Origin of the sequence: Shewanella sp. ALD9, assembly GCF_002836315.1 — a bacterium.
Classification (GTDB): domain Bacteria; phylum Pseudomonadota; class Gammaproteobacteria; order Enterobacterales; family Shewanellaceae; genus Shewanella.
Genome location: NZ_PJCD01000044.1, coordinates 133,102 through 145,681, shown reverse-complemented (window position 1 = coordinate 145,681; position 12,580 = coordinate 133,102). Strand labels below are relative to the sequence as shown.

Sequence of the window (12,580 nt, the reverse complement as noted above, 5' to 3'; positions counted from 1 at the left end):
TATTACAACTATAATCAATAGCTTGGAGAATTTATGTCGCATAAATCCCCGATTCATAGCCAACACTACCCAGACTCCTTTTATGTCGCGACCGCCAAAGAGCTTTATCAGCACCCCAAGCTAACCGAAAACATTACTGTCGATGTGTGTATTGTCGGCGGTGGATTTAGCGGAATTAATACCGCCATTGAACTCAGGCAACGCGGTTACAGTGTCGCATTACTCGAAGCCAAGCGGATCGGCTGGGGCGCATCTGGCCGAAATGGTGGTGAACTTATCCGCGGGATCGGCCATGACGCGAGCCAGTTTCGCAATGAAATTGGCGATGAAGGTGTAAAATCCATTCAACAGATGGGTTTTGAAGCGGTTGATATTGTCATCGAACGCATTGCAGAGCACAAAATCGATTGCGACTTACATATGGGTTATTGTGATTTAGCCGTAAAACCAAGGCACATGGATGATTTAGCTGCAGAATACCAAGATCTGCAAGACCAAGGTTATCAAAAATCAATCAAGCTGCTTGTTCGTTCGCAAATCGGTGAAGTTATCGGTTCAGACTTTTACCAAGGCGCCTTGGTCGATATGGGCAGCGGACATTTGCACCCACTTAATTTAGCCCTAGGCGAAGCGCGTGTCGCCCGCGAACTTGGTGCACAATTATTTGAATACAGCGCCGCAGAAAAAATCATTAAAGGCCCTAAACCCAAAGTCATTACGGCAGAAGGCGAAGTGACTTGTGACTATCTAGTCATGGCCGGTAATGGTTATATCGGTAACAAATTAAGCCCTTTCCTTGGTGGAAAAGTGTTGCCAACAGGCACCTATTTATTAGCCACTGAGCCATTAACCGAGCAACAATGTGCCAGTATCATCCCGCAAAACATGGCATTTGCCGATATGCGCGTGGCGTTAGATTACTTCCATTTATCGGCAGACCGTCGTTTATTGTTTGGTGGTTTATGCACTTATTCAGGTAAAGACCCAAAAGATATTGAAGCCGAATTAAGACCTAATCTTGAAAAAGTGTTCCCACAATTAAAAGGCATCAAAATTGATTATGAATGGGGCGGAATGATGGGCATCGGCGCCAACCGCATGCCGCAAATAGGCCGTTTACCTGACGCAGCCAACATCTACTTTGCTCAAGCCTATGCTGGCCACGGGGTAAATGCTACGCATATGGCAGCAAGATTAATTGCTGAAGCCATTAGCCAGCAATCACAACGTATTGATGTGTTTAATGACATAAAGCACATGACCTTCCCAGGTGGACCAATGTTGCGTTCGCCATTGCTTGCAGCTGGAATGTTTTATCATAGGATGAAGGATTTGCTATAGGTTGCTGGATTTGCTGTGGGTTGGCAAAGGGGTCAACCTTTGTTCTTTTTATGGCCTACGGTCACTAACGCTTAAGATCGCAAGGTTCCACCCTGCACAGGCCAAATATGGCGTCATTCCGGCAATGCTTTTGAGCCGGAATCCAGGTGTTATTTTTGCTTTGTACTTTTGTACTTTTGTACTTTTGTACTTTTGTACTTTTGTACTTTATGGCCTGCGGCCACTAACGTCGTGGCGCTTCGCCCACACCAGACCAAGAGGAAACCAACGGCTGTTCCCTCTTGGAACTCCCAGCCGCCACATCAAAATAATCTGAAAAGCGATAATTTCGCGACGTGGTCAGATCCAGCTTTTGACTGCATTTCGGTGTTCTTCGGCCTTATTCGAAAATGCTAACGCTTCAGATGGGGCGTCCCTTCCCCTCCAAAGCTAGCCAGACATCCATGTCTGGGCTCACGTCATTTTCTTCAACGACCTCAAGTTCAGAGTTGAATTTGGGCATTTGAAAGCTAGGAACAACTCGTTTTTGGACATAAACGTTTTAGAAAAGCCAGTGTTTCAATTTACTTTTTATAAAAATTTACTCTGACCCCACTAAATTATAGTATGTAATTCAACGCATCCAGCTTCGCTTCATCAAAATTGTTGTAACCATACTTCGGCATCCATTCTGTTTTAAAACTTCTAAAAAAACGTTCCATTACCGCGTTATCCCAGCAGTTTCCTCGTCGACTCATACTCTGCGTTATTTGATATTTCCACAGCATTTGTCGATATTGAAGACTACTGTAATGGCAACCCTGGTCAGAATGAAACATCAGGTTTTGGGGCCGTCCACGACTTTCAAATGCCATTCTTAATGCTGCACAAGTCAAATCGGTATTCGGGCTGTCAGAGCAAGCCCAACCCACCACTTTTCTCGCATACAAATCCATTACCACGGCTAAATAGAGCCATTTGGTTCCTGACCAAAGTAGAGTAAGAGGCAGAGCGTAGTCGAACTATTTCTCTGCTTCTCCTCTCCGAACCGTACGTGCACCTTTCAGCGCATACGGCTCTCCGCTTAATTGTGGCTAACAGCCATGGCAACATCGCTATAGCGAGACGTGACAGTATTTCTAATTTCATCTCTGAGGTAGGGGTTTGCTTCTGGTGCTCGCCATCTAAAGGGTAATTTAGGGCTACTCACTAATCTAAATAGTGACGCGCCACATAAATTTCCACGATTGCTTTTGCCAAATAACACCCATGTCGTTGCCTGATTTGGTGTCGGACGTTTGATCCATTTCATCATTAACGATTTAATAGAACAACGATATTTCCTAGCCAACCACTTAGCGAGTTTCCAGAAAATAATACGGTCAATTTTGCTGTAAACTTTCGCGGTGTAATCAGTATGTCGATAAAATTGTGCCCAACCCTTAAGTTTGCGATTGAGTTGTTCCACTTTGTCTATCTTGCTACAGCTATGATCCCCTGATAAAGCTTGACTCAATGAATGAGAAAATGCTTTGGCTTTACCGTTTGGAATACCAGACACCACTCGCATATTTCCCTTAGGTCCACGCTTTCGAATGATCCTATGTCCGAGAAATATAAAACCGTCATTCACATGTGTAATATGAGTTTTATCCATATTTAACGTGAGTTGCAGCTTACCTTCTAGGAAGTGTCGACATTGGTCCCGAATTGCCTCTGCTTGTTGTTTATTGCCTTTGACAATCACTAGAAAGTCATCAGCATAACGGCAATAAGCAACGGCTGGTTTCCATTGTCTGTTTTCCTCAACCGCAGGTTTTCGCTTGATTTTGATACTGTGGTTCCAGTACCAGCGGTCTTTACGGGCTTTCTTACTCAAGTAACATTTATCCAAATATTGATCGAACTCATTAAGCATTATGTTTGACAATAACGGAGAAATTACACCACCTTGTGGTACGCCTTCGCTTGTTGCACAAAATAGGTTACGTTCAATGTGTCCAGCTTTAATGAAGCGCCAAAGCAAATCATTAAATCGACGGCAGTTGATCCGTTTACGAACACATTTCATCAATAATCGATGGTGAACTGTATCAAAATAGCTTGATAGGTCTCCTTCAATTATCCAGCGACCTCTAGGCTCATTGGATTCGGTCATTTGTAGTTTAACCGTACGAATGGCGTGATGGACACTGCGCTCTGGTCTAAAGCCATAGGACAACGAATGAAAATCATTTTCCCATATAGGCTCCATTGCCATGAGCATGGCACGTTGAGCTATTCTATCTCTAAGCGTTGGTATACCTAAAGGACGTAGCTTTCCATTGGCCTTGGGGATATAGATCCGTCTAGCAGGCATCGGTTGATAGTTACCTGACAGCAGATCATTTCTGATCTCATCAAGATAACCAGCCAAATTAGCCTGTATATGAATCTTTGTTAGTCCATCAACACCAGGCGTTTTAGCTCCTTTTGAAGAAAGCGTTACTTCAGCCGCTTGGCGAAGCCAATGCGGGTGACTGATAAGGCGCAGCAGTCGATTAACGCGGTGCGCTTTATCGGTTGCTGTCCATGTTGCTAATTTGCGTTGCATTTCGCTGATTATCAAAGGTCTTCACCTCATTAAGGTCAGATAATTTGCTCACGCAAATCAATTAAACTGTGTCCCTTCGCCATGTAATGGGCTTTCCCCATCTCAGACTACTACGAACACTCCGCCAGTTTGTTTGTCATCAGGGTCATGCTCCCTTAGCATTCAAAACAAACCTTCCCCGGTTTACCTACCTGAACTCGAACATATTGGGGTGGATGCCGATCGCAGTCTTTGACCTTATCGTGCTGTAAGGTGATGATGCTTAAACGCAGAATTGTGATTTAGCGTTTATCCATTAATAAGTACATATTTATTACTCATTAATTCGGCAATAGCGCCCATACATTTAGCACTATTACTGCACCATATTACCTGTTAATTCGTGTAGGCAATGGCGACGTTTCAGCCCATAGATGCGGGTTAATCGGTTCATGTTCTTCATCCGTCCAATACTTAGTCTAGAGGAGCATCTTGGCTTAACGAATTCGCCTCACTCCCCGTTGTCAGCGAGTTACATCACCTTATCAGCATACGATAAGTCACTGCCGCTCAGACTCAACTATCTGCACAACCAGATAGTGCCATAAACAATGTAGCTCCTGCCGTAGTGTTCATGTATTTCAGATAGACTCGTGGTTCATTAAAGCATTCCATGCTAGTGCTGAACTCCGGGCACACCATAGGTCACGTCACCACACCAAACCTGATTTATTGCTTCAACGTTAAACTGCCGCTTTAACAAATTAGGGGCTATTTTAGATTCATCATTTGCTATCTTGTAACGATGCTTTCTGGGTTGGTTACTGATTAGCCCTGCATCTCTCATTAAACTCGCGGCCTTATAACGGCCAACATTTTCACCCAGTTGATTAAGCTGGCCTGCTATCGTTCTTGCCCCTGCAGAGCCACGACTATCACGGTGGATTGCAATCGCTTGCTGGCGCAGTTTTTCACGTTCAGGCTTCACTAATCCACGATGTTTGAGATGATAATGGTAGCTGCTTCGCGGTATTTCAAATAAATGGCAAAGCTGTTTGACGATGTTCTGCTCTCTCGATAACGATTCAATTAACACTATCGTTTGATGTTGTCTTGCATTAAGAGAGCGGTAGCCTTTTTTAGGATATCTTTCTCCCATTCAATTTTCTTAATTTGCGCTTCAAGCTCTTGAATTCGTTTTTGTTCGGGAGTGATGGCATTAGCTGATGGAGTAATACCTTCAAATTCTTGTCTTAGCTGGGTTACCCAACGTCTAATCGCTGTCGGGCCTACGCCAGTTGCATCACAAGCTTCTCGGATGGTGTAACCTTGTTTAATCACAAGGTTAGCGGTATCTATTCTAAATTCTGTTGAGTAAGTTGGTTGAGTTTTCATTACTTTTTTACACCGTTTTATCTTAAGGGGATTTTACCTCAATCGGTGTACAGTTTCATTAAGCCACAATATGGAATGAATCAGCTCTCACTGCTTTATAAGTTGCTGGGTATCTAACGATACCTTTGTGGAGGCTTGAGCCTAGTGCAGTGAAAGTTGCACGCTGGGTTCTTAGGAGGGCGGCACTTGGTAACAAGTGTCGTCTATCCGACAAAAACGAGTTAGTTTTCTTGACTTGGAAATGGACCGGTTCAACATTTAAATTGAGGGCGTTGAAAAAAATAGCGTGAGTCCTGACATGGATGTCAGGCTAGCTTTCGGGGTACAGGATGTACCATCGGAAGCGTTAGCATTTTCGAATAAGGCTGAGGCAGTTACCCAATAAAGTCAAAAGCTGGATCTACCCCATGGCGACCTTTTCGCTGTTTGAAAATGTTGCGGGGCGGCTGGGTGATCCAAGAGGGAACAGCCGTTGGTTTCCTTTTGGTCTGGTGTGGGCGAAGCGCCACGACGTTAGTGGCCGTAGGCCATAGCCTAACCAACTTTGGGGCAAAAACGAGTTAGTGATCTTGACTACGAAATGGTCAGCATCAACTTTGAACTTGAGGCCGTTGAAGACTCTTTATAAAAGAATGCGTGATCTAGCCATGGAGGCGGGTTAGCTTTCGAGGGGAAGGGATGCCCCATTGGAAGCGTTAGCATTTTCGAATAAGGCTAAAGCAGACTAAAACACGGTTAGAAGATGGATAAATTTCCGTCGCAATTTTTTTCGCTGCTGTTGTTTGGTTAAATAGCGAAAATGTTGCCTGAACGGCAGGGGCCAATTCTTTATTAAAGAATAAAGAGGGGGTTGCTGTTGACCCCCTTTTGGCCTGTGCAAGGTGGAACCTTGCGATCTTAAGCGTTAGTGGCCGCAGTCCATCGCTTAAAAGACAAGCTAACTTAATTACAATTGCTTTAACCTTTGTGCATGCTGCAGCAGTAAAGTGTCTAATACTTCAGGGCTTAAGCTAAATATTTGTACAATTTCTTCGCCGGTTTTAGAAACTGTTGCTTGCTTGTCTTCAAAAGTAATATGTAAACCTAACGCCTTTAACGTCTGTTGATCATAACTAAATAATGGCGTGTTTCGTTTACCTTTTAAACCGGGCATCATCCCCAATACCGTGACAGCTTGATTAACCTTAACCATGTCAAAAAAGACGCGCTCGGCCTCTGCCCACGCCATAATATATTCAACCATACTTTTGTTGTACTTATGGAAGTCTTCCGAGCCGTATAATAGTGGTTGTAACACCCCACCATGCCAACCTAACAGGGCATCTTGTTTTATAGTCACTTCATCACTGGCGGTTACAACATAATTAGCACACGATGATGCACAGACTTTATCAACTGTAACCTTTAATTTGTGCTGATATACCAACTCACCAAATCGTATGCCAGCAAGTACATCTCCCCCACCACTGTTAATAACCAATGAGGTTATTTGAGTTGGACTATTTGCTATGCCTTGTTCAAAAGCGGCAACATTATCTGGATCAATTTCACCGCGATAATTAATGACAGAGGGCAATAAGGGGTCGATAACAAGACTAAAAGAGGGTTGTTTACTTGCGCAACCAGTTAAGGTTAGCAGCATGGCTATCAGTAGATAATGCATTCATATTCCATCATGATGTTGAGTTCGCAAAAAATTAGCATAACAAGCTCATTATTCACAAGTAAATAATTTCAATTCCTCGATGATATTGATTAATCAGACTCTAACTGAACATTATCGCCAGAGACTTCTCATTGCAGGTCGTTGGACTATATAGCTTTAAGATTATTTTGCTACTTTAACCATCCGGTTTCAGCTTGATTGAGGACGTTGAGGACTCTTTATAAAAGAATGCGTGTTATAAAAGAATGCGTGAGCCTGACATGGCCTTTCTCGCACATCTGACCTATATGGATATTGGAAATGTCATTATGATGTAGGGAACATCATTGACCATGCCATCACGACATTTGTGAATCCAATCACATCAGACTCCCTATGTGAAGCGTTAGCATTTTCATTCTTTATCATAAAGAGTTGGCCGAAGAACACTCAGACGAAGTTAAAAGCTGGGAATTTAATTGGGTCCGCATAAACTTTTATAAAAAGATAAGTTTTAAGCCACTTTTGTGTCCGAAACGAATTAGTCATGCCTAAATTCAACTCTGAACTTGAGGACGTTGAAGAAAATGACGTGAGCTGGCCATGGACGGCCAGCTAGCTTTAGAGGGGAAGGGACGCCCCATCTGAAGCGTTAGCATTTTCGAATAAGGCCGAGGCTGACTAAAAATAAAGTTAAAAGCTGGATCTGACCGCGTCGCGAAATTATCGCTTTTCAGATGATTTTGATGTGGCGGCTGGGAGATCCAAGAGGGAACAGCCGTTGGTTTCCTCTTGGTCTGGTGTGGGTGAAGCGCCACGACGTTAGTGGCCGTAGGCCATAATCTAATAGCCCGTGCAGGGTGGAACCTTGCGATCTTAAGCGTTAGTGGCCACAGGCCATAAAAAATTAACCCTATTACTCTATTGGAAGCGCAGCATCTCCGCCCCATACCGCCCAAGAACCATCATATAAAGCTGCTTGATGATGCCCTGCTACATACGAAGCCAGAATCAAAATACAGGCGGTAATTCCTGAACCACAGCTAAACACCCGTTGAGCATTATTACTAGTATCTAAGCTAGCGAAAATTGTATGCAATTCACGGATAGATTTCATTTTAAAACCGTTTAATACCTGTGCAAAAGGCAAGTTGAGTGACCCGGGTATATGACCACTGCGCATGCCAACACGAGGTTCTGGTGACGTACCGTTAAACCGCCCTGCTGCTCGCGCATCAATAATATCAACTTTTGCATGACCAAGATGGGTTAACACAAACTCAGTGTCACACACCTTATATTGCTGCAAGCGGCCTTTAATATCACCAGAGTCAGTTGCTGTCGCAAACTGACGCACTGTGTCTCGCCCTTCACTGCGCCACTGTGGTAAACCACCATCGAGTACAAATACTTTATCAAATCCCATTGCTTTAAAGGTCCACCACGCACGCGGTGCAGAATAAATACCTTGGTCATCGTAAATAATTACGGTGCTATTATGGCTTATTCCTAATGATTTAGTTGCAACAGTAAATTGATCTTCCGTGGGCATAGCGTGAGTTTGTGGAGATTGATGATTGAAGAAAAGTTTATCTATTTGGCACGATAATGCACCAGGAATAACGTAAAGCTCATCATAAACAAGTGGTTCTTTTCCCAGCACAATGTCTATGCTGGCATCTAGTAATACAAGGTCTGGGTCTTCTAAGTGTTGCGCTAACCAATCGGTGGTCACTAAAGGAAAATTCACATTAAACCTCTCTTACAATTGATGGCAAATATTGATTGAAAATATTGATTGAAAATATTGATGCTAACTCACACGAGTACTCTCATGATGATTGTCTATATAACGCTGAGTTAACCCACTTAAATAACTGAATAAAATTATACCTACAGCATCGGCAACTAAATCGATGATGTCTAATGTTCTTGATGGGATAAAACCCTGGCTGATTTCTTCACTCAGGACGAATATCGACACTAACACAGTGCCGTAATAAAGCGGAAGACGCCCGATACAAAAATGACGACTCTGCAGCGCTAAATTGGCCACAAAAGTTAATAACCCGAATAACAACATGTGACAAATCTTGTCACCATAGGGAACATGTTTTATTACGTCGAAAAACACACTTTGACTGCCAGTATTGGCGAGGTAAATAATCCACAAAATAAAACCAAAAAAGCCACCAGCAGCAATAATAGCTAAACGAGAGAAGGTCTTATGGGTCATCTGCATTCATCCGTGTATGACATGTTGAGGTAAATAATGCCTTTGAGTCTACAGCGAATAGCTGACATTTTAGCGTTAATTTTGCTTAACCTCCGCTCGCATTAAGGCGTCAGCAATATAGATGCACTTGTTAAACAAAATTTGAGTGGTTGCTATGAATTATCCAGCGCTAATATGACCAATAAAAAAGCCCTTTATTGCTAAAGGGCTTGCTATTAATCTACATTGAAATACCTATTATAGGGCTATCCAAGTTGCTTTGATTTCGGTGTACTTATCAAACGCATGTAATGATTTATCACGGCCATTACCTGACTGTTTATAACCACCAAACGGTGCAGTCATGTCGCCACCATCATAATGGTTAATCCATACCATACCGCTGCGCAGCGCTTTGGCTGTTTTGTGAGCTTTGCTTAAGTTTGATGTCCACACACCTGCCGCTAAACCATACATAGTGTCGTTGGCAATCTTGACGGCTTGTTCCATGCCATCAAACTCGATTACCGATAACACTGGGCCAAAAATCTCTTCGCTGGCAATGGTCATGTCATTTCTAACATTACTAAAAATGGTTGGTTGTACATACATGCCGCCAGTTTCTGCCATCACTTGTTTACCACCATCAACCAAGGTAGCACCTTGCTCACTACCGGCTTTAATGTAATTAAGCACGTTAGTCAGTTGCTGTTGATCAACCATTGCACCGCAGGTTGTTTTAGGATCAAGTGGATGCCCTGGTTGCCACCCTTGCATTTCTTCAACAATAAGCTTGATTAACTCATCTTTTACGCCTGACTCAACCAATAAACGAGAACCGGCAGTGCACACTTCGCCTTGGTTAAAAGCAATGGCGACTGCGGCGGCTTCTGCAGCTGCTTTTAAATCTGGTGCGTCATTAAACACAATATTAGGGCTCTTACCGCCCGCTTCTAACCACACGCGCTTCATGTTCGACTCGCCTGCGTAAATCATTAACTGCTTAGCAATTTTAGTTGAACCAGTGAATACTAAAGTATCGACATCCATGTGCAGTGCCAACGCTTTACCAACTGTATGACCAAAACCAGGTAATACGTTGAGTACCCCTGCCGGAATACCCGCTTCAATCGCTAATTGCGCCATGCGAATAGCCGTAAGTGGTGATTTTTCAGATGGCTTTAAAATCACACTATTACCCGTGGCGAGTGAAGGCCCAAGCTTCCAGCATGCCATAATCATTGGGAAATTCCATGGCACAATGGCTGCAACCACACCAACGGGTTCGCGAGTGATCATGCCTATTTCATTATGAGCAGTAGGAGCAATTTCATCATAAATTTTATCTATCGCTTCACCATACCAACGTATAGCACGGGCAGCGCCGACCACATCAACGCCTTTGGAGTGTTGAATTGGTTTACCCATATCAAGCGTTTCAAGTAACGCCAATTCATCGGCATTTTCTTCGAGTAAATCAGCAAACTTAATCATTACTTGCTTGCGCTTTACTGGCGGTAACATTGACCAAGTACCCGCTTCAAACACTTCACGCGCGTTCGCGACTGCAAGGTTAGCATCGGCTAAATCACAGCTAGCCACTTTGGCCAATACTTGGCCATCAATAGGGCTGATACAGTCAAATGTGTCACCAGAAGCGGCACCTTGATATTGACCATTAATGAAAGCTTGCCCAGTAATTTTTAGACTTGCTGCTAGTGCTTCCCAATCGCTACGACTTGTTGGAGTACTCATTGTGACCTCGAAATAATAAATGGATTGATAAGCACCAAACTGCGCTAAAAAGCAGGTGCTAAACCTAAAATTTGTGCCACATAAAATGGATTACCGACACAATAACCTTGATGAATATTGTCACCTGATTATGCTCAACAGCAAGATATTTTCAATATATTTTACAAAATAGGCACATTTAGTTTAAATAAATGCACAAAACACTTTAACGTTCATTATTTTTGACATAGCATAGCGAATATTCGTCACTCATTATTTAATCAATTTGAGATGGATCCCTAGTAATTGTAGCTATCAATGTAGAGTCAATTTATGAGCGAATATCAGCAAAATGGAACTGGCGATTCATCGCAAACATTGCCGAACATGGCACATTTTTGGATGCCGTTTACTGCCAATAAGCAATTTAAGACTAATCCTAGGCTTTTGGTTTCGGCACAAGGAATGTATTACACCGATATTGAAGGCAATAAAGTACTCGATGCTACTGCCGGTTTATGGTGTTGCAATGCTGGCCACGGCCGCCAAGAAATCTCCCAAGCGGTAAGCCAACAAATTAGCCAAATGGATTATGCACCGTCTTTTCAAATGGGCCATCCGCTCGCCTTTGAATTAGCACATAAACTCAGTCAGCTGAGCCCTGACGGATTGGATAAGGTGTTTTTTACCAATTCTGGTTCAGAATCGGTAGATACCGCCCTAAAAATGGCGCTTTGTTATCATCGCGCTAATGGTCAAGCCACGCGTACTCGGTTTATCGGCCGCGAGCTTGGTTATCATGGTGTCGGTTTTGGCGGGATTTCAGTCGGTGGGATCAGTAATAATCGCAAAACCTTTAGTCAGCAATTACTCCAGGGGATCGATCACCTGCCTCATACACTCGATATTGCCAATAATGCCTTTAGCCACGGTTTACCGCCACACGGTTTGGATAAAGCCGAAGTGCTTGAGCAACTGATTACCTTACATGGCGCCGAGAACATTGCCGCGGTCATTGTTGAGCCCATGTCTGGTTCTGCTGGGGTTATCTTACCGCCGGATGGGTACTTAACGCGGTTACGCGAAATCACCCACAAACACGGCATTTTATTAATATTCGATGAAGTGATCACCGGCTTTGGCCGAGTCGGTGCCGCCTTTGCCAGCGAGCGCTGGCAAGTTACCCCAGACATGATCACCACAGCCAAAGCCATTAATAATGGTGCAATTCCAATGGGGGCGGTATTTGTTAGCAATACCATTCACGACACCTGCATGCATGGCCCTGATGAATTAATAGAATTTTTCCATGGTTATACCTATTCCGGTCATCCGGTCGCGGCTGCCTCAGCACTTGCGACCTTATCCATATATGAAGATGAGCAATTATTTGAACGCGCAAAAGGGCTTGAGTCTTATTTCGAGCAAGCGGTTCACAGCCTTAAAGGTTTACCAAACGTGATTGATATTCGTAATACCGGTTTAGTTGCAGGTATTCAATTAGCACCAAGTGATAAAGGCGTGGGTAAACGAGGTTATGACATTTTTGATCATTGCTTTAGGCATGGCGCGTTAGTACGGGCAACGGCTGACATTATTGCAATATCTCCGCCACTTATAGTGGAAAAGTCACAAATCGACGACATGGTTAATCACATTACCGATGCAATTAACGCTGTTGGTTAACGCTGTTAGTTAA

The 12,580-nt window shown here is 43.4% G+C and carries 9 protein-coding genes and 1 pseudogene; 2 read left to right on the top strand and 8 right to left on the bottom strand.

Annotated features, from left to right (window positions below):
* Window positions 1-33: 33 nt before the first annotated feature.
* Complete coding sequence (locus tag CXF88_RS21550; RefSeq protein WP_101088803.1) at window positions 34-1,341, top strand: FAD-binding oxidoreductase; 1,308 nt, start codon at window positions 34-36, stop codon at window positions 1,339-1,341.
* A 602-nt stretch (window positions 1,342-1,943) separates the two neighbouring features.
* Here the strand turns inward: CXF88_RS21550 and CXF88_RS21545 are convergent.
* The 8 genes and pseudogenes from CXF88_RS21545 to CXF88_RS21510 form a co-directional block, all read right to left on the bottom strand.
* Window positions 1,944-2,324, bottom strand: a pseudogene (locus tag CXF88_RS21545) (IS3 family transposase); the annotation flags it as partial.
* A gap of 80 nt (window positions 2,325-2,404) precedes the next feature.
* Window positions 2,405-3,928, bottom strand: coding sequence for a group II intron reverse transcriptase/maturase (gene ltrA, locus CXF88_RS21540; RefSeq protein WP_101088802.1), 1,524 nt, complete (start codon window positions 3,926-3,928; stop codon window positions 2,405-2,407).
* 640 nt (window positions 3,929-4,568) lie between these two features.
* Window positions 4,569-5,051 carry an IS3 family transposase gene (locus CXF88_RS21535; RefSeq protein WP_101088864.1) on the bottom strand — a complete coding sequence of 161 codons (483 nt, stop codon included), beginning with the start codon at window positions 5,049-5,051 and terminating at the stop codon, window positions 4,569-4,571.
* A complete protein-coding gene (locus tag CXF88_RS21530; protein ID WP_101087190.1) occupies window positions 4,988-5,287 on the bottom strand; it encodes a transposase in 300 nt (99 codons plus the stop codon). The genes CXF88_RS21535 and CXF88_RS21530 overlap by 64 nt, the downstream gene beginning before the upstream one ends.
* A 946-nt stretch (window positions 5,288-6,233) precedes the next feature.
* Window positions 6,234-6,950 (bottom strand): hypothetical protein, encoded by a 717-nt coding sequence (locus tag CXF88_RS21525; protein WP_101088801.1) that lies wholly within the window; start codon window positions 6,948-6,950, stop codon window positions 6,234-6,236.
* 898 nt (window positions 6,951-7,848) lie between these two features.
* Entirely contained in the window at window positions 7,849-8,682 is an 834-nt protein-coding gene (locus CXF88_RS21520) for a sulfurtransferase (RefSeq protein WP_101088800.1), read from the bottom strand.
* Window positions 8,683-8,745: 63 nt separating this feature from the next.
* Window positions 8,746-9,168, bottom strand: coding sequence for a VanZ family protein (locus CXF88_RS21515; RefSeq protein ID WP_101088799.1), 423 nt, complete (start codon window positions 9,166-9,168; stop codon window positions 8,746-8,748).
* Window positions 9,169-9,405: 237 nt separating this feature from the next.
* Window positions 9,406-10,902, bottom strand: coding sequence for an aldehyde dehydrogenase (locus tag CXF88_RS21510; protein ID WP_101088798.1), 1,497 nt, complete (start codon window positions 10,900-10,902; stop codon window positions 9,406-9,408).
* A 312-nt stretch (window positions 10,903-11,214) separates the two neighbouring features.
* Here CXF88_RS21510 and CXF88_RS21505 point away from each other — a divergent pair, with 312 nt between their 5' ends.
* Window positions 11,215-12,567, top strand: a complete 1,353-nt coding sequence (locus CXF88_RS21505) for an aspartate aminotransferase family protein (protein ID WP_101088797.1) — start codon at window positions 11,215-11,217, stop codon at window positions 12,565-12,567.
* Window positions 12,568-12,580: the final 13 nt, after the last annotated feature.

What these genes read in the sequence shown, in the direction of transcription:
- CXF88_RS21550 (WP_101088803.1), top strand. Translation starts at nt 34, where the DNA reads ATGTCGCATAAATCCCCGATTCATAGCCAACACTACCCAGACTCCTTT.
- CXF88_RS21535 (WP_101088864.1), bottom strand. Translation starts at nt 5,051, where the DNA reads ATGGGAGAAAGATATCCTAAAAAAGGCTACCGCTCTCTTAATGCAAGA.
- CXF88_RS21530 (WP_101087190.1), bottom strand. Translation starts at nt 5,287, where the DNA reads ATGAAAACTCAACCAACTTACTCAACAGAATTTAGAATAGATACCGCT.
- CXF88_RS21525 (WP_101088801.1), bottom strand. Translation starts at nt 6,950, where the DNA reads ATGCATTATCTACTGATAGCCATGCTGCTAACCTTAACTGGTTGCGCA.
- CXF88_RS21515 (WP_101088799.1), bottom strand. Translation starts at nt 9,168, where the DNA reads ATGACCCATAAGACCTTCTCTCGTTTAGCTATTATTGCTGCTGGTGGC.
- CXF88_RS21510 (WP_101088798.1), bottom strand. Translation starts at nt 10,902, where the DNA reads ATGAGTACTCCAACAAGTCGTAGCGATTGGGAAGCACTAGCAGCAAGT.
- CXF88_RS21505 (WP_101088797.1), top strand. Translation starts at nt 11,215, where the DNA reads ATGAGCGAATATCAGCAAAATGGAACTGGCGATTCATCGCAAACATTG.